This window comes from Streptomyces sp. NPDC001157, assembly GCF_053598255.1.
The window spans coordinates 12,464-29,430 of sequence record NZ_JBSFJW010000034.1; the positions used below are offsets into that span (position 1 = coordinate 12,464).

Below are 16,967 nucleotides of genomic sequence, written 5' to 3' on the forward strand. Positions count from 1 at the left end.
CCGGGGGTGGCGGTGGGGGCACGGTGTTTTGTGGTGGTGGGGGTTTCGGGGGTCGGGCGGAGATGCAGGCGCCGGGGAGTTTTTCGCCCCCGCCGCCCCTACCCGTCCCGTACCTGGGGGCTGCCGCCCCCAGACCCCCGCTTCGGCCTGAACGGCCTCGTCCTCAAACGCCGGACAGGCTGAGAGATCGAGAACCGGACGGGCTGGAAGGTCAAGCACCGGAAGGTTCCAGGCTCACGCAACGCCCGCTCCCCCACCAGAAGCCAGCGCCCCCCTCCGGGGTGTGATCCCTGCCGGTACCGCCCTCTGGCGGGCGGGGGTGCCCGTCCAGCAGGTGCCTCGGCGGGCCAGCAGGCGGCGTAGCCACAGCTCCAGGGAGACCAGGTCTGCCAGGCCGTCCAGGGGGAGGGGTTCGCCTGCGGCTGCTGCGCGCAGGGCCTTGCGGACGACTCGGGCCTCCACCAGGCCCGCCTCCGCCAGCAAGGGGGTGCCGAAGAGAGCCATCAGGGAGTCGGCGGCCACCCTCAGGCCGGTGCGGGCCGCCACCGCTGCCGAGGCGTGGGAAGGGGCGCCCCAGCCGGGTGGGAGGTCGCTCACCCCGGCGCCTTCCAGGACCGTGCGCAGGATCGCGGCGCGCGCGCCCGGCTGCACGCGCAGCGCCTCGGGCAGGGCTCGGCAGGCGCGGACCACCTGGTTGTCGAGGAACGGCGCGTGCAGGCGTTGGGAACGGATCTCGGCCGCTTGTTCCAGGATGCGCAGGTCCGCCGCGTGACGGGCCAGGGCCGCGCGTGCGCGGTAGTCGCCCGGGCGCTGGGCCGGGCCGACGCTCGCGCGGCTCGTCGTCGCCTGCAGGCGAACCGATACTTCAGCGAGGGCCTCGCCGGTCAGCCAGCGTGCCGCCGGGCCCGGTCTGGCCCAGGTGAGGGCCGCGAGCGAAGCTCCCACCGCGCCTCCGGGTTCGTCGAAGCGGCGTTGCAGGAGGCGTTCGGCGAGGACGTCGAGGCCCGCCCGGTACGGGGTCCTGGCGAGCTTCCGGGCCGCGCCGTACACGCGCGCGGGGACCATCACCGAGCCGTCCGCCTTCGCGAGTGCCGCGACGGGGCGGACCAGGTGGCGGCGTTTGCGGTCCATCAGGAGGTCGGCCAGGCGGGCCGGGTGCGCGTCCAGGACCTGGCGGGCGCCGTAGCCCGTGAAGTGGTCCGCGCTGCCCGAGGCCAGGCGGGTGCGGTGGCGGGCCGCCGTCACCAGGGACTGGCCCGGTTCGTCCGTCAACGGGCCGTCCAGTTCGGCATAGGGGAGCGCCTCTTCGCCCCCGGTCACCACCACGTGGTGCAGGCGCGGGTTGGCGGCCAGCGATCCCGCCCGCTCCAGTTCCGCCTCGCGGCCGCCGACCGCCAGGTCGTTGAAGGTCACCGCCAGCAGGCGTTCGCCCGCCCCGGTGCCGTGGCCCAGGACCGTGCCCGGCATGCCCGGCAGGCCGGCCGCCAGCAGGGCGAGCGTCCCGGACGCCGGGCCGCCGGAGAGGTCCGCGCCGATGCCCGCCACCGGCATCCCGCGCGCGGCGCGCCGCTCCGCCGGGCCCATGCCGGGGACAGGACCGGGGTCTATGTCGGCGCCCGGAACGTGTCTCGGTGCCGCCAAGCGCGCGCGTACCGCCTCCACCAGCGCGTCGCGCACCGCGTCGACCGCGCTGTCCGGGTCCGCCGAGGGCGCCGCCACCGCGAGCGAGGCGACCGGCTCGTAGCCGGCGATCTCACGCGCCCCCGCGCGCAGGATCAGCGCATGCCCCGGCGGAATACGCCGTACGCCGTCGTAGGGCGTGGAGTCGTGCAACGCGGCCGGTACGTCGGGGGCGGCGAGGAGCGCGGCGAGATGGCCGAAGTCGAGGTTCGCCTCGATGAGGTCGGCGAGGGGGAGCGCGGCGGTGGCGTAGGCCGTGCCACCCGCCCACGGGGTGTAGAAGACGGGGCGGGCGCCCGCCAGGTCGCCGCACACGGTGACCCGGCGGCCGACCTGGACGATCGCCGTGTAGCTGCCCGGCCACGCCGTCAGATGGCGCAGTGCGCCTCCGCGCGCGGCGAAGAGACCGACCCGCAGCTCCTCGTCGGACGCCCCGCACGTGCCCAGGACCGCGATCCGGGTCTGGGCGTCGGCCTTCACCACCCGCACCTCGTCGGGCCGCCAGTCGCCGACCGCCCACAGCGGATCCGGGTCGCCCCACAGCAGTTGGGAGCCCACCGGGTGCACGGTCTCGCCGTCCTGTCCGGTGGCCCCCGCGGAACCGATCTGCGAAGCCCCCGCGGCGGTGCTGCTCCACCCCACCAACCACCGCATGGACGCCTCCACAGGCTGTGGACAACCAGTGCACCGTACGAACTGGTTCACCATGCTGCCATGAAGGGCGCACGCTGGAGGCGTGGTGGAGCCGCTTACGATCCCCGGAAGACGCTTCGGCGCTCAACCGCCCGGAGAGCCGAACACCCGTACCCGGCAAGGCGCCTGCGACGCGAATGCGCCCCCGAAACGCTCCCTGAAAACGCCCTTCGCGCCCTCAAGTTCCGTGGTGGGAGCGGCAATTACCCGAGAAGCACGGGGGCGATTTTCAGCCAAATCGGTGATGGCGAGACAGGTTTGGACACGCTCCGTACATGCTCTGAGCATCGCATCACCCGCGCGCAGCCCGGGAGACGGAGTTCGCCCCCCGGGCCCGTCCGCCGCCCGCGGGGATGAAGGCGGCGGTGTCCCCCAGCCCGCTGGATCCAGTACAGCGGGCCGACCCACGCACCATCCATGGAAGCGCTCCCCGCATGGCCGGAGAAGAGCGCACGGACGGGCGCACGGCCACACAGCGGGAGCATGGCGCAACTGCGCGTATCGGACCCGTACTTCAGTACGGACCACAATCCCGCCAACCGGAACAATGCCCCTTAACGCTTGGGATGCGGCGAACTACGCTGGGTTTACGAATGCCGCGTGGTTATGCCAGCGCGGCAGCCGTCTGTGTCGAGGGGTGGCGCATGTCCAGGGAGCAACGCGGGCCGAACGAAAAACTCGGCGCCGTTCTCGCCCTCGCGGGAATCAGCAACGCAGGACTCGCGCGTCGCGTCAACGATCTTGGCGCTCAACGCGGGTTGACTCTTCGCTACGACAAGACCTCGGTGGCGCGCTGGGTGTCGAAGGGCATGGTGCCGCAGGGTGCCGCGCCGCACCTCATCGCCGCCGCGATAGGCCAGAAGCTCGGCCGCCCGGTGCCGCTCCACGAGATCGGCCTGGCGGACGCGGATCCCGCACCCGAAGTGGGTCTCGCCTTCCCCAGGGACGTAGGACAGGCGGTGCGGTCGGCGACGGAGCTCTACCGTCTCGACCTCGCCGGCCGCCGGGCCGGCTCCGGCGGCATCTGGCAGTCGCTGGCCGGATCGTTCGCAGTAAGCGCATACGCAACGCCCGCCTCACGGTGGCTGATAACACCGGCCGACAGTTCGGTGGCGCGCGAGGCGAACTCCGCCGACGGCTCGGGCGCACCGCTCAAAGTCGGCCACAGCGATGTGCAGAAGCTGCGGGAGGCCGCCGAGGACGCCCGGCGCTGGGACTCCAAGTACGGCGGAGGCGACTGGCGTTCGTCGATGGTGCCCGAGTGCTTAAGGGTGGAGGCGGCTCCGCTGCTGCTCGGTGCGTACTCGGACGAGGTCGGGCGCGCGCTGTTCGGGGCGAGCGCCGAACTGACCCGGCTCGCGGGCTGGATGGCCTTCGACACCGGGCAGCAGGAGGCCGCGCAGCGGTACTACATCCAGGCGCTGCGGCTGGCCCGGGCCGCGGCGGACGTGCCCCTCGGGGGCTATGTGCTGGCGTCCATGTCGCTGCAGGCGACCTATCGCGGCTTCGGCGACGAGGGCGTCGATCTCGCGCAGGCCGCCCTTGAGCGCAACCGGGGGCTGGCGACCGCCCGCACCATGAGCTTCTTCCGGCTCGTCGAGGCACGGGCGCACGCGCGCGCGGGTGACGCGCAGGCGGCGGGAGCGGCGCTGCGGGCCGCCGAAGGGTGGCTGGAGCGGGCCCGTGACGGTGACAACGACCCGTCATGGCTCGGTTTCTACTCGTACGACCGTTTTGCGGCGGATGCGGCGGAGTGCTACCGCGATCTGAAGGCACCGCGTCAGGTGCGGCGGTTCACCGAGCAGGCGCTGTCGAAGCCGACGGAGGAGTTCGTGCGCTCGCACGGGCTGCGGCTGGTGGTCTCGGCGGTGGCCGAGCTGGAGTCGGGCAATCTCGATGCGGCGTGCGAGCAGGGGGTGCGGGCGGTGGAGGTCGCCGGACGGATCTCGTCCGCGCGGACCACTGAGTATGTGAAGGATCTTCTGCACCGGCTGGAGCCGTACGGTGACGAGCCTCAGGTGGTGGAGTTGCGGGAGCGGGCGCGGCCCTTGCTGATGGCCCCGGCCTGAGCCGGGACAGGTGGACGAGGACCTCTTCTCCTCCCACGTTTGAAGTGGTTGTCAGTGGCGCAGTGCACTATCGGTAGCGGGAGGTGGTGCACGTGCGGCCGGGGATCGCGTACGACTGTGATGTGCTGGTGGTGGGGGGTGGCATCGTCGGGCTGTCCACGGCGTTCGCGATCACGCGAATCGCGCCGGGGACCCGGGTGACCGTGCTGGAGAAGGAGCCGGGGCCGGCCCGGCATCAGACGGGGCGCAACAGCGGGGTGATCCACAGCGGGATCTACTACCGTCCGGGCTCCCTGAAGGCGCGGTACGCGGTGCGGGGCGCCGCCGAGATGGTGAAGTTCTGCGCGGAGTACGGGATCGCGCATGCCGTCACCGGCAAGCTGATCGTCGCGACCGAGAAGGACGAGCTGCCGCGCCTGCACGCCCTGGTCCAGCGCGGCCGGGAGAACGGGATTCCGGTACGGGAACTGGGCGGCCCCCAGATCGCGGAGTACGAGCCGGAGGTGCGCGGGCTCGCCGCCATACACGTCGGGACGACCGGGATATGCGACTTCGTGGGGGTCGCCCGGCAGCTGGCCGAGGCATCCGGGGCGGAGATCCGGTACGGGGCCCGGGTCGAGCGGATCGACCGGCGCCCGGAGCTCGGGGTGGCCGTGCGGACGACGAGCGGTGAGGTCGTCCGCGGGCGCGTGCTGGTGAACTGCGCCGGGCTGTACTGCGACGAGGTGGCCTGGCTGACCGGGGACGACCCCGAGATGCGGATCGTGCCCTTCCGGGGCGAGTACTACGAGCTGGCCCGCCCCGACCTGGTGCGCGGGCTGGTGTATCCGGTGCCGGATCCGGCGTTCCCGTTCCTCGGCGTGCACCTCACGCGCGGGATCGACGGAGGCGTGCACATCGGACCGAACGCGGTGCCGGCGCTGGCGCGCGAGGGCTACGACTGGGGGGTCGTACGGCCGCGGGAGGTGGCGCGGACGCTGGCCTGGCCGGGGGCTTGGCGTATGGCCGGGCGGCACTGGCGGTACGGGGCCGGGGAGCTTGCGCGGTCGGTGTCCAAGGCGGCGTTCACCACGGCCGTGCGTCGGCTGCTGCCGGCGGTGACGGCGGACGATCTGGTGCCGACGGCGGCGGGGGTGCGGGCGCAGGCGGTGCTGCGGGACGGGGGGCTGGTGGACGACTTTCTGATCAAGGAGGGGGCTCGGGCCGTGCATGTGCTGAATGCGCCCTCTCCTGCGGCGACGGCTTCGCTGCCGATCGGGCGGGAGGTGGCTGGGCGGGCGCTGGCCATGCTGGGCTCGGTATGAGCTTGCCCGGCGGCGGCTCGGGCCCGCGGCGGAGCCGCTGATGGATGCAGCTCGCCCCCGCCGCCCCTACCCGTCCCGTACCTGGGGGCTGCCGCCCCCAGACCCCCGCTTCGGCCCTTGAAGGGCCTCGCCCTCAAACGCGGGACGGGCTGAGAGATGCCGCCCGGGGCTGAGGGTTGCGCCCGGGACTGAGGAGTGTCCGCACCCCTTAAAATCGACCCACTGTGTCTGACTCCCTCAACAACCCCGAAGCACCCCGCTCCGCCCACCCGACCCCCGGAGTGTCCATCCGGCATACCCGTGCCAAGGGAGAGCCCCGGTTCCCGGACGGGCCGAAGGCCGATCCTGCCGGGTCGCACTTCGAGCGGCGGATCCGGAGTTTCCAGCCGCGGCGGAGCCGGGTGACCGCCGGGCAGGCGGACGCGCTGCAGCGGCTGTGGCCCAAGTGGGGGCTGGACATCGACGGGCAGCGGACCCTCGATCTCGGCGAGCTGTTCGGGAACGACAGTCCCGTCGTGCTGGAGATCGGGTTCGGGATGGGTGAGGCCACCGCGCAGATGGCCGCCGCGGACCCGGAGACGAACATCCTCGCCGTGGACGTGCACACCCCGGGGCAGGGGAATCTGCTCAACCTCGCCGACCACGACGGGCTGTCCAACATCCGCGTGGCCAACGGGGACGCGATCATCCTGCTGCGCGAGATGCTCACCCCGGATTCGCTGGACGGGCTGCGCGTCTTCTTCCCCGACCCGTGGCCGAAGAAGCGGCATCACAAGCGGCGGCTGATCCAGCCGGAGTTCCTCGACCTCGCCGCGGCCCGGATCAGGCCCGGCGGCATCGTGCACTGCGCGACCGACTGGGAGCCGTACGCCGAACAGATGCTCGAAGTGCTGACGGCGCATCCGGAGTTCGAGAACACGCGGCCGGAGGGCGGTTTTGCGCCCCGTCCCGACTTCCGGCCGCTGACCCGTTTCGAGGGCCAGGGACTGGACAAGGGACATGTCGTGAACGACCTGCTCTTCCGTCGCGTACAGCACCACAACCAGCCCCCCACTGGCGCCTGAAGCCCCACGGCCCTGCGGGCAATCCGAAGTACCGTCGCGGGCGGCGCCCTCCCTCGTTAGGGTCAATGCCGTGGCCACCTTTCCCCCGTACCCGACGCATCCGCCACACCCCGGCGGCCCGGCCGGCGGTGCGCTCGGGCATGCTCACTGGTGGCAGCGCAGAGCGGTGCGGTACGGCGCGCTGTGCACGCTGCTCGCGCTCTCCGGGCTCGTCATCCTGGCCCTGGTGCGCGAACAGACCGGCACCGAAGGGTTCCTGGTGGGGCTCGGGCTGGCCGTGCTGCCCGTGCCGCTTCTCATAGCCGCCTTCCGCTGGCTGGACCGGGTCGCCCCCGGCCCCTGGCGCAACCTGCTGTTCGCCTTCGCCTGGGGGGCCTGTGCGGCGGCACTGATAGCGATCGTCGCCAACAGCTTCGCCACGAAGTGGATAGCGACGGCGACCGCCGACCCGTCCAGCGCGGACACCCTCGGAGCGACCGTCATAGCGCCCATAGTCGAGGAGTCCTCGAAGGCGGCGGCCGTGTTGCTCGTCTTCCTGTTCCGCAGACGCGACTTCACCGGGATCGTCGACGGGGTGGTGATAGCCGGGGTCACCGCCACCGGCTTCGCGTTCACCGAGAACATCCTCTACCTGGGCACCGCCTTCGGCACCGACCAGCTCAACGGCGACCGCGGCATCGCCTCCGTCACCGCGGCGACCTTCTTCGTGCGCATCATCATGTCCCCCTTCGCGCACCCGCTGTTCACCGTCCTCACCGGCATCGGCTTCGGCATCGCCGCGCTCTCCGCGGAGCGCCAGCACCTGCGGCGCGTGCTCGTACCGCTCTTCGGCCTGCTGCTCGCGATGAGCATGCACGCGATCTGGAACGGCTCCTCGAACTTCGGCGAGTACGGATTCTTCGCGGTGTACGCGGCCTTCATGGTCCCCGCGTTCGGCCTGCTGACCTGGCTGGTCATCTGGACCCGCCAGCGCGAACTGCGCACGGTGCGAGAGGAACTGCCCGCCTACGCCGTCGCGGGCTGGCTCACCCCCGCCGAGCCCTACGCCCTCGGCTCGATGCGGGCCCGCCGCCTGGCCCGCGAACACGCCGCCCACCACCTCGGCAAGCCCGCCGCACGCGAGGTCGCACAGTACGAGGCGTACGCGACCTCGCTGGCCTTCCTGCGGCACCGGGGGCGCCGTGGCCGCGCCAGCGCCGACTTCGTCGTCAGGGAACGGGAGTTGCTGCACGAGCTGTGGCGGCGCCGCGAGGTGGCGCGCCCGGCGCTGGACCACGCGGCGCGGATGACGGCGCCCCCGGTGCCGGTGGCGCCGCCGCCCTGGCCGGTGTACGGGGCGTACGGGTACCCGGCGGTGCCGAATCCCGCGTACAACCCGTACCGGTCGTAGGCCCCGAGGGGGTCAGAGCTCGTTCACTGGCTCTCAGGCCGACGCTTCCGTCAGACGCGCGACCTCGGCCTCGGTGAGCGTCAGCTCGCCCACTGCGAGCAGCGCCGGGAGCTGCTCCACCGTCCGCGCGGACGCGATCGGGGCGGCGACCGTCGGCTGGGCCGCGAGCCAGGCCAGGGCCACCGTGGCGACCGGGGCGTCGTGGGCCTCGGCGATCTCGTCGAGGGCGGTCAGGACCCGCTGCCCCCGCTCGGACTCCAGGTGCTTGGCCGCGCCGCCCGCCCGCGGGCTGTCGACCGTCGTGCCGGGCCGGTACTTGCCGGTGAGGAAGCCGGAGGCGAGGGAGAAGTACGGGACGGCGGCCAGACCGTAGCGCGCGGCCAGGTCCTGCAGCTCGCCCTCGTACGTGTCGCGCGAGACCAGGTTGTAGTGCGGCTGCAGGGCCACGTACTTGGCCAGGCCCTCGCGGTCGGAGAACTCCAGGGAGGCGCGGAGCCGGTCGGGCGAGATGTTGGACGCGGCGATGTGCCGGACCTTGCCCGCCTTCACCAGTTCGTCGAGCGCGCCGATGATCTCCTCGACCGGCACCTCGGGCTTGTCGAAGTGGGTGTAGTAGAGGTCGATGTGGTCGGTGTCGAGGCGGCGCAGGGACGCCTCGGCCGCGGCCTTGATGTTGGCGGCCGACAGGCCCTGGAACTCGGGGTGCTGGCTGACCTTGGTCGCGATGACCACGTCGTCGCGGTTGCCGCGCGCCCTGACCCACTTGCCGATGATCGTCTCGGACTCGCCGCCCTGGTTGCCGTCGACCCACGACGAATAGGAGTCGGCGGTGTCGACGAAGTTGCCGCCGGCGGCCGCATAGGCGTCGAGCACGGCGAAGGACGTGGCCTCGTCGGCGGTCCAGCCGAAGACGTTGCCGCCCAGGGAGAGCGGGAAGACCTCAAGACCGGAGGAGCCGAGCTTGCGCAGAGAAGGAGAAGTCATGCTGCACGTCAACGCCCGCCCCCGAGACCGGTCTTCCACGACGGGCGCAAAGATCCCGTAAACAAGCGGACTACGGCACTCCGGGAGCGGACGAGGAACGTACGGGTGTCAGGGGTTGAGGCCCTTGCTGCGCAGCCACGGCATCGGGTCGATGCCGCTGGCCTGGCCGTCGGGGTGGACCTCGAGGTGGCAGTGCGGGCCGGTCACGTTGCCGGTGGCGCCGACGCGGCCGATGACGTCACCCGTGCTGACCTTCTGGCCGACGCTGACGCTGATCGACGACTGGTGGCAGAACCAGAGCTCCGTACCGTCGTCGAGGGTGAGGATCGTGCGGTAGCCGTACGCGCCCGCCCAGCCGGCCTGCGTGATGGTGCCGGAGTGGATGGCCTTGATGAGCGTGCCCGTGGGGGCGGCGAAGTCGAGGCCCGTGTGGTAGCCGGAGGACCACATGGAGCCGGCCTGACCGAAGGTGCCGGTGATCGTGTACGACACGACCGGCAGCGTGTACTGCTTGGCCAGCTCCGCGAGCTTCGCGGCCTCGGCCGCCTTCTTGGCCGCCGCCTCCGCCTTGTCCTTGGCGGCCTGGGCCTTGGCGGCCGCGTCCTTCTCCGCCTTGGCGGCCGCGTCGTCGATCTGCTTGGCGAGGGCCGCCTCGGTGGCCGCCTGGCTCTTGCTGTCGATCTGGACCTGCTGCGACTCGGCCTGCGCCATGATCCGGTCGCGCAGCGCCTCACCGGCGCCCCGCGCGGTGCCCGCGGACGTGGTGGCGACGTCGCTGAGCGCGGTCGCGGAGCCCTTGGGGGCGTCGGAGCCGCCGTCGAAGACATGGCCCACGGAGGCGAGATCGGGCATGGAGATCGACACCGGCGGCTTGCCGGTGTTGGCGCTGGCCATGCCGCCCGCGCCGACCGCGGCTATGACGCCGACGCCCAGGACCGTGGAGCTGCGGGCGAGTCCCCCGCCGCGCTGCTTGGCGACGCGGTGGCGGCCGCGCACCGGGGCGATGGACTCCTCGGTGGGATTCCACTCCTCCCAGGGGCCCTCGTCGGTGCGTCGGACGGCGAAGCCGAAGGGCTCGGTGCTCGGCACGAACGGGGCTGCCGGGGCAGGCGGGTTGGACGCCACGTGGGCGTGCTCCTTTCCTTCCTTCTCGCCTACCGGGTTAGCTGACGGGTTCGGAGCAGGAAGGTCTCCTACGCGCGTATACCTGCCGTGCTGCCACGGCGGTATCCGTGCGATTCACCCCAGGGTGGTGGTTCCCCGGTTCCCTTGCGGGATTCGGCGCGTGCGCACGGAGCCGCCTCTTGTGACGGCTGGGACGACCGCGCTGCGTTATCGAACGTTAATAGACCCGGGGTGCCGATTCCAAGGTGTTCCGCTTGATCATTAACCTTTCTGACCTGGACGTACGGCGCATGAATGGCGAAAAACGGGCGAGTTGACCGCGCCTCAGGAACCCCACAGGTATTGACCGTATGTCAGTTGTTATGCGGAGTGGGTTCACCTGATCACACCTGGTCACATACGGGCAGGAGGTGTGAAGACGGTCAGGGCCGTCGTACGGCGAGCAGCGCCATGTCGTCCGCCATGGCCTCACCGGCGTATCTGCGCACCTCCCGCGCGAGGGTGCCGAGCAGCGCGGCGGGGTCGTGGAAGACCCGGCCGGCGAGCCGGTCCGCGGGTTCGAAGAACCGCCCGTGCTCGTCCCGCGCCTCGGACAGCCCGTCGGTGTACAGCAGCAACGTGGCCCCGCTGCCGAACGGGGTCTCCTCCGCGCGGTCGGGCCGGCTCCCGAACTCGCTCATGCCGAGCGGCAGGGCGGGCTCGCGGGCGTGCAGGATGTGCACGGCGCCGTCCGGGCACAGCAGCAGCGGGGGCGGGTGGCCGCGGGTGACGATGCGTACGACGCCCTCGCCGTGGGGGAGTTCGGCGAGCACGGCGGTCGTGAACCCCTCGAACAGCTCGATCCCCGCCCGCCGCGCCGCCTCGCGCTCCAGCGCCCGGTCCAGCCGCTGCGCGACCGCCTCCAGCGTGGCCTCCTGCTCGGCGGCCTCCCGGAAGGCCCCGATGACGACGGCCACGGCCGCCACCGCCCCCATCCCCTTTCCGCGTACGTCGCCCACGACCAGCCGTACGCCGTGCGGGCTGTCCTGCACCGCGTACAGGTCGCCGCCGATGGACGCGTCCGCCTGCGCCGCCTCGTAGCGTGCCGCGATCGCGAATCCGCCGATCCGCTCGGCGGGCTCGGGCAGCACGGCACGCTGGGCGGCCTCGGCGATCTCGCGCTGCGAGGCGAGCTCCTCGCGGCTGCGGCGGACGAGGAGGTTGATGAGGACGGCCAGCACCGAGACCGTCGCCGCGGTGGCCAGCTCGGTGACCGCCTCGACCTGGAAGAGGATGCCCACGTCGGCGTGGATCGCGCTGACGACCAGGACGGTCGCGACGCCGGTGAGGACCGTGCCCCGGCGCGAGTAGAGCGGGGCGGCGACCAGGGGTGCGGCGGTGAAGAGGGGGCCCGCCGTGAACCGCGACGGGGTGAGGTAGTCGTAGCAGGTCCCGCCGACGAGCAGCAGCGCCGGGAGCAGCCGTACGAAGGTGCGCGCGTATGAGATCGGCCCCTCCTGCTCCACCCCTCCAGGTTTCCCGGGAGGGCGGCGGGGGGCGAGCCGGGTGGCCCGACCGGGGGAAACACTCAGGGCCGGAGTCCAGTGACTGGACTCCGGCCCTGAGCCTTGAGTAGCGGGGACAGGATTTGAACCTGCGACCTCTGGGTTATGAGCCCAGCGAGCTACCGAGCTGCTCCACCCCGCGTCGTTGTGTAACCAGCATACGCCATCCGCGGGGCTGTCTGCGCCAGGGTTTACGTCCGGCCTCGTTCACCTGTGTTTTTTGGGGCGCGCGGGGCCTGCGTCAGGCAGCCGGGTTGTCCGCGTGGGTGAGGGTCTCCCAGGAGACGAAGAGGTCGTCGGTGCCTGCCGGGCGGGTCTGCTCGACCAGCTTGTGGGCGGCCGGGACGGGGGTGCCGAGCCGGTTCTCCAGGTGGTTGAGGACGACCTCCAGGTCGGGGCCCATGTTCCCGACGACCCTGCCGCCGCACAGCCACCGCGGGGGCTTCTCCCCCATCTCGTAGCGGGCGTGGAAGTCGAGGGCGGCCTTCAGGCGGTCCTTGACGTCGGCGTACAGGTCGACGCCCTGGTGCCAGGCGGTCTCGGCGATGTGCGCGGTGGCGGCGAGGGAGTAGCCGACGTGCTTGAAGTTGCGGCAGGTCTCCTGCGCGATCCCGTCCTCGAACTTCGTCTCCTTGAACCAGTACGTCTCCAGCTTCTGCACGGTGTTGGCGTCGGAGCCGGCCGGGGTGAGCGGGATCTTGCCGTCCTTGCGCAGGTAGAAGTAGTCGGGCACCAGGCCGCGGAAGCGTTTGACGGCGGCGTCGAAGGTCTTGTGGTCGTCGGTGAAGACGGCGATCCCGATGGCGGCGTCGGTCATCGCCAGGTCCCAGTTGCCGTTGTAGTCGGGGAGGTCCCTGGTGACCTCGGGGAGGTAGGCGGTGCGCAGCATGGCCGCGAACCGCCGTACGCGGTCGGCGGGCCAGCCGGCGCCCGGTGCGTAACGGATGATCTCCGCGGCCCGCGCCCAGGTCGACCCGGCCCACGAGGACTGCAGCTGAGCGTCCTGCGCCGTGTGCCGCTTCAGCTGCGCCGACCAGGCGTCCATGATCTCCCGCGCCTTGAGGGCGTGCTGCCGCTCGCCGGTGACGCTGTACAGGAGGGCCTGTGTGTAGGCGGCGATGGCGTCCTGCCGCTCCTCCAGACAGCCCTTCGCGCCCTTGCCGCCCCAGGGACAGTTGACGACCGCGGACGGCTGGGCCATGTACTTGTACGACCCGTACTTGCTGTCCCGCATGTCGAGGAACGCCTGCAGCCAGGGCTGTTTACCTGCGATGACGTTCTTGCGTACGGCGTCCAGCTGGGCCTTGCTGACGAGGACACCCGGGTGGGTGAAGGGTGCGCCCGGGGGGAGTGCCCTCGCCATGGTGCGGGTGCCCGGGTCGGTGCCGCAGGAGGCGACGAGCGCCGTCAGCAGGAGGACGAGGAGAACTGCCGCCGCACGTCTGGGAACTGACCTCACTGGCACTACCTCCGCGATCGCCTCCGGCCGGTACGGTCAGGGTCGCCCTTCCGGAGGTCGGGCGCAGGATCTGTTGGGCCGATCGGCCGGTGCGGGGTGGTTGTGGCGGGCGGTGCTGGGGGCTGCCGCCCCCAGACCCCCGCTTTCGGCCTGAACGGCCTCGTCCTCAAACGCCGGACGGGCTGAAAGATGCCGCCCGGCGCCGAAATGTCACCCCAACAAATGATCGTTCGGCGCCTTTGCCCGGTCCGCGTACTCCTCCAGTACGACCACCTCTACCCCCCGCCCCGTCAGCAGTCCGCTCCCGTCCGCCCCCGCCACGAATGTGTCCGGTTCGCGCCAGGCCGTGACCACCCGTCGGACCCCCGCGTCGAGGATCAGCCGTGCGCACGGCTTGGGGCGGGAGGCGCGGTGGGCGCAGGGTTCCAGGCTGCTGTAGACCGTTGCCGACGCCAGTCTGGGGTCGGCCGGGTCCAGTTTGGACAGGGCCGCCTCCTCGGCGTGGACGACCGGGTCGTCGCCCTCGCGGGAGTGGCCGCGGGCGAGTTCCGTGCCGTCGGCGGCGACGATCACCGCGCCGACGCTGAAGGCCGTGCGCGAGGGCGGGCACTCGGCCGCGAGGTCGCAGGCGAGGGCGAGCCAGTGGTGGTCGGCGGCGGTGGGGAGCTGGCCGGTGCCGGGGGCCGTGGGCTCGTAGCGCATGAGGACCACGTCCTCGATCCGGCGGCTTTCCGTCAGACGCAGGCGTCCGGCCTGGTAGGTACCGGGGCCGAAGAGGCGGGGGGCGTCCGGGTCGCCCACGAAGAGGGGGGCGAGGACGAGTTGGAGCTCGTCGGCGAGGCCCTGCTGGAGGAGCTGGGTGTGGATCGTGCCGCCACCCTCGACCATCAGGCGGCGCACGCCGCGTACCTCGTGCAGATGCTCCAGGAGGCGGCGCCAGTCGAGGTCGGGGCCGAGCGGGACGACGTCGGCGGCGAGGCCGAGGGCGCGGGCACGCTCGGCGCCCTTGTCGGTCGTGAAGACGAGCTTTTCGCCTCCCGTGTGCCAGAAATTGGCGTCCGGGTCCAGGTCTCCGGAGCCGCTGACCGTGACCTTGAGCGGGTACTCCGGCTGTCCGGCCGCGACGCGGGCGGCGCGACGGGCGGGCGAGTTGACCAGCAGGCGCGGGTTGTCCGCGCGGATCGTGCCGGCGCCGATGAGGATCGCGTCGACGGAGGCACGGACCTCGTCCACGCGGTCGAAGTCCGCCGGGCTGGAGAGCAGGAGGCGCTCGGGTCCGGTGTCGTCGAGGTAGCCGTCGAGGGAGACGGCGGCGGACAGCAGGACGTACGGGTACGGCATCGACGCGCTCACTCTCGGCGGCGGGCAGGCTTGGTTAAAGTTTGAAACAAACTTACACTGGGGGCATGACGACTCGCTGGCTCACGGAGAAGGAGCAGCGCGCCTGGCGCGCGTACATCGCGGCGACGCACCTCCTGGAGGACGCGATCGACCGGCAGCTCCAGCAGGACGCCGGCATGCCGCATCTGTACTACTCCATCCTGGCCAACCTCTCCGAGGCGCCGGACGGCAGGCTGCGCATGACCGATCTCGCGGAGCAGGCGAAGATCACGCGCAGCCGGCTGACGTACGCCGTGACCCGGCTGGAGAAGGACGGTCTGATCCGGCGCGAGGACTGCCAGTGGGACAAGCGCAGCAGCTTCGCCATGCTGACCGACGAGGGGATGGCCGTACTGGAGCGGACGGCGCCGGGTCATGTGGAGACCGTGCGTTCGCTGCTCTTCGACCAGCTGACCCCGCAGCAGGTCGAGCAGCTGGAGGAGATCTTCTCGGGCGTGGTGCAGGCGCTGGAGCGGGACGAGGAGCGTCCCACCGCGGAGGACGTCCCCTGGCGCCGCCGCTCCTCCGGTCCGTGTTCCTGAGACGGCCCGGAAACCCGGAGTATCCCGAAAAGCTATTGCTTCAAATTTAAAGCATGAGGTAGGGTTCACGACCATGCACCTGCTTCAAAACTGAAGCAGATATGGACGACCCCGGAGACCCGCATGCCCGACTTCCCCGCCGCCACCCCGCGCTCCCGCGTCCGGGTCCCGCTGCGCTTCCAGGACGGCTACAGCGTCGACGCCGAACTGGTCACCTTCCACGGCCTGACCGACGGCCAGGAGCACGTGGCCGTCGTCCTGGGCGACCCGGCTCCCGGTACAACGCCCCTGGTCCGCCTGCATTCCGAGTGCCTGACCGGCGATGTGTTCGGCTCGGCCCGCTGCGACTGCGGTCCGCAGCTGCGGGAGGCGGTCGAGCGGATCGCGGAGCGCGGCGGTGTGCTGCTCTACCTGCGCCAGGAGGGCCGCGGCATCGGCCTCTACAACAAGCTGGACGCGTACGCCCTCCAGGACCAGGGCCTCGACACGTACGAGGCGAACGCGGCCCTGGGGCTGCCCGAGGACGACCGCGACTACACGGCGGCGGCGCAGATGCTCAAGGCCTTGGGCATCGACAGCCTGGACCTGCTCTCCAACAACCCCGACAAGGCGGGCCAGCTCCGCGACCTGGGCATCGACGTCCACGACCGCGTCCCCACCGGCGTCTTCACCACGGCCCACAACGTCCGCTACCTGCGTGCGAAGGTCCTCCAGACCCAGCACACGCTGCCGCTCGCGGAGCTGAGCGCGGGCTGACCCCGGGCCGGCTCGGGCCGATGACCGCGGGATGCCGGGCAGCCGCCGTTCACCACGCGCACGGCAGCAGCACGTCGATCACCCGCACCCGAAGCCCGCATCTGAGCCGTTCGAGCCGGACCGAGGCCCGGGTGCACCGCTGTACTTGGCGGCGTTGGTCAGCGCCTCCGCCACCACGAAGTACGCGGCCGCCTTTCCCATACCGCCACGCCAAGCGACCCCCACCCGGCGGCACGGTGCAGCGGGCTACACCATCTGCGCCGGTCAGGTACGCCGGGGGCGGCGGCGCACAGGTGTCACAGGCCGAGCCGCCCGATGAGCGTGAGCCGCCCAAGCCGCGCCCCGCCCTCCTCGCGCCTCACGCAGTCCCGGCCCCCCGAGCCGCCAACAGCCGTAGCACCTCAGCGAGTTGGCGGTGCATCTCCGGATCGGTGACAACCCCGTCCGCACCGACCGTCTCCCGCCCCACCGCGATCCTCACGCAGGCCTCCTCCACGATGTCGGCGCCGGTGTAGCCGAGCACCGTCCGCAGCGTGGCCTCCGCGCCCTGCCCGCGTCCCGGTGCCGCCGCGTTGACCCAGGCCACCGGCTTGTCACAGATCTCAGTGCCGCCGACCGTCCAGTCGAGCAGGTTCTTGAACGCCCCCGGCAGGGTCCCCGCGTACTCCGGAGTGCAGACCAACACCCCGGCCGCCCCATCGATCGCCCCCCCCCCGCAGTCCGGCCACGGCCTCCGGCAACGGGTCCACGTCGTCATCGGGGTTGAAGTGCGGAAGGCCCGCCAGACCGTCGTAGAGCACGGCCTCCACCGGCACCGAGGGCGCCACGGCCCGCGCGGTGCGCAGCACGGCCTCGTTGGTGGAGCCGACCCGCAGGCTCCCGGACAGCAACAGGATCACCGGCAACGTGGACATCCGCCCAACTTACTGCGGACCAAGCCCCCTTCCGGCGCGCCACAGCCGCTCCCTCGCCCTCCC

The 16,967-nt window shown here is 71.7% G+C and carries 14 protein-coding genes, 1 tRNA gene and 1 riboswitch; of the genes, 6 read left to right on the forward strand and 9 right to left on the reverse strand.

The genetic code is table 11. The annotated features are described in order from the left end of the window. Positions 1-234 precede the first annotated feature (234 nt). On the reverse strand, positions 235-2,334 hold the full coding sequence (locus ACWDAG_RS38110) for an asparagine synthase-related protein (protein ID WP_450700147.1): 2,100 nt from the start codon (positions 2,332-2,334) through the stop codon (positions 235-237). A gap of 683 nt (positions 2,335-3,017) precedes the next feature. Here ACWDAG_RS38110 and ACWDAG_RS38115 point away from each other — a divergent pair. The 4 genes from ACWDAG_RS38115 to ACWDAG_RS38130 all read left to right on the forward strand — a co-directional run bounded on the left by ACWDAG_RS38115 (position 3,018) and on the right by ACWDAG_RS38130 (position 8,200). Further along, a complete protein-coding gene (locus ACWDAG_RS38115) occupies positions 3,018-4,442 on the forward strand; it encodes an MFS transporter (RefSeq protein WP_450700148.1) in 1,425 nt (474 codons plus the stop codon). 83 nt (positions 4,443-4,525) lie between these two features. Further along, positions 4,526-5,746, forward strand: coding sequence for an L-2-hydroxyglutarate oxidase (gene lhgO, locus ACWDAG_RS38120; protein WP_450700149.1), 1,221 nt, complete (start codon positions 4,526-4,528; stop codon positions 5,744-5,746). A 224-nt stretch (positions 5,747-5,970) separates the two neighbouring features. Further along, positions 5,971-6,810 carry a tRNA (guanosine(46)-N7)-methyltransferase TrmB gene (gene trmB, locus ACWDAG_RS38125; RefSeq protein ID WP_450700150.1) on the forward strand — a complete coding sequence of 280 codons (840 nt, stop codon included), beginning with the start codon at positions 5,971-5,973 and terminating at the stop codon, positions 6,808-6,810. Between the two features lie 70 nt (positions 6,811-6,880). Then, positions 6,881-8,200: a PrsW family intramembrane metalloprotease gene (locus ACWDAG_RS38130; RefSeq protein WP_450700151.1), complete on the forward strand. Its 1,320-nt coding sequence runs from the start codon at positions 6,881-6,883 to the stop codon at positions 8,198-8,200. 33 nt (positions 8,201-8,233) lie between these two features. Here the strand turns inward: ACWDAG_RS38130 and ACWDAG_RS38135 are convergent, their stop codons facing one another. The 6 genes from ACWDAG_RS38135 to ACWDAG_RS38160 form a co-directional block, all read right to left on the reverse strand. Next, positions 8,234-9,184 (reverse strand): aldo/keto reductase, encoded by a 951-nt coding sequence (locus ACWDAG_RS38135; protein ID WP_450700152.1) that lies wholly within the window; start codon positions 9,182-9,184, stop codon positions 8,234-8,236. A gap of 108 nt (positions 9,185-9,292) precedes the next feature. Next, complete coding sequence (locus ACWDAG_RS38140; RefSeq protein ID WP_450700153.1) at positions 9,293-10,309, reverse strand: M23 family metallopeptidase; 1,017 nt, start codon at positions 10,307-10,309, stop codon at positions 9,293-9,295. A gap of 12 nt (positions 10,310-10,321) precedes the next feature. Next, positions 10,322-10,478: riboswitch (cyclic di-AMP (ydaO/yuaA leader) on the reverse strand. Positions 10,479-10,731: 253 nt separating this feature from the next. Then, positions 10,732-11,814: a PP2C family protein-serine/threonine phosphatase gene (locus ACWDAG_RS38145; protein WP_450700154.1), complete on the reverse strand. Its 1,083-nt coding sequence runs from the start codon at positions 11,812-11,814 to the stop codon at positions 10,732-10,734. Between the two features lie 107 nt (positions 11,815-11,921). Next, positions 11,922-11,995 (reverse strand) — tRNA-Met (locus ACWDAG_RS38150). Between the two features lie 99 nt (positions 11,996-12,094). Beyond that, entirely contained in the window at positions 12,095-13,318 is a 1,224-nt protein-coding gene (locus tag ACWDAG_RS38155; protein ID WP_450700155.1) for an alginate lyase family protein, read from the reverse strand. A 204-nt stretch (positions 13,319-13,522) separates the two neighbouring features. After that, positions 13,523-14,653, reverse strand: coding sequence for a dihydrofolate reductase family protein (locus ACWDAG_RS38160; RefSeq protein WP_450700156.1), 1,131 nt, complete (start codon positions 14,651-14,653; stop codon positions 13,523-13,525). A 65-nt stretch (positions 14,654-14,718) separates the two neighbouring features. Between ACWDAG_RS38160 and ACWDAG_RS38165 the strand changes: the two genes are divergently transcribed. Both ACWDAG_RS38165 and ACWDAG_RS38170 read left to right on the forward strand, forming a co-directional pair. Beyond that, the gene (locus ACWDAG_RS38165; protein ID WP_450700157.1) at positions 14,719-15,234 is read left to right on the forward strand and encodes a MarR family winged helix-turn-helix transcriptional regulator; all 516 of its coding nucleotides are present in this window, start codon (positions 14,719-14,721) and stop codon (positions 15,232-15,234) included. A 123-nt stretch (positions 15,235-15,357) separates the two neighbouring features. After that, positions 15,358-15,990: a GTP cyclohydrolase II gene (locus tag ACWDAG_RS38170; protein WP_450700158.1), complete on the forward strand. Its 633-nt coding sequence runs from the start codon at positions 15,358-15,360 to the stop codon at positions 15,988-15,990. 358 nt (positions 15,991-16,348) lie between these two features. Here ACWDAG_RS38170 and ACWDAG_RS38175 read toward each other — a convergent pair whose 3' ends face one another. Then, entirely contained in the window at positions 16,349-16,675 is a 327-nt protein-coding gene (locus ACWDAG_RS38175) for an NADPH-dependent FMN reductase (protein WP_450700159.1), read from the reverse strand. Continuing rightward, on the reverse strand, positions 16,593-16,904 hold the full coding sequence (locus tag ACWDAG_RS38180; RefSeq protein WP_450700160.1) for an NADPH-dependent FMN reductase: 312 nt from the start codon (positions 16,902-16,904) through the stop codon (positions 16,593-16,595). Before ACWDAG_RS38180 ends, ACWDAG_RS38175 begins: the two co-directional genes overlap by 83 nt. Positions 16,905-16,967 lie beyond the last annotated feature (63 nt).

Bases quoted from the DNA above. Each gene is read 5' to 3' on its own strand.
- ACWDAG_RS38170 (WP_450700158.1), top strand. From the start codon at position 15,358: ATGCCCGACTTCCCCGCCGCCACCCCGCGCTCCCGCGTCCGGGTCCCG.
- ACWDAG_RS38165 (WP_450700157.1), top strand. From the start codon at position 14,719: ATGACGACTCGCTGGCTCACGGAGAAGGAGCAGCGCGCCTGGCGCGCG.
- ACWDAG_RS38110 (WP_450700147.1), bottom strand. From the start codon at position 2,334: ATGCGGTGGTTGGTGGGGTGGAGCAGCACCGCCGCGGGGGCTTCGCAG.
- ACWDAG_RS38180 (WP_450700160.1), bottom strand. From the start codon at position 16,904: ATGTCCACGTTGCCGGTGATCCTGTTGCTGTCCGGGAGCCTGCGGGTC.
- ACWDAG_RS38115 (WP_450700148.1), top strand. From the start codon at position 3,018: ATGTCCAGGGAGCAACGCGGGCCGAACGAAAAACTCGGCGCCGTTCTC.
- ACWDAG_RS38135 (WP_450700152.1), bottom strand. From the start codon at position 9,184: ATGACTTCTCCTTCTCTGCGCAAGCTCGGCTCCTCCGGTCTTGAGGTC.
- ACWDAG_RS38160 (WP_450700156.1), bottom strand. From the start codon at position 14,653: ATGCCGTACCCGTACGTCCTGCTGTCCGCCGCCGTCTCCCTCGACGGC.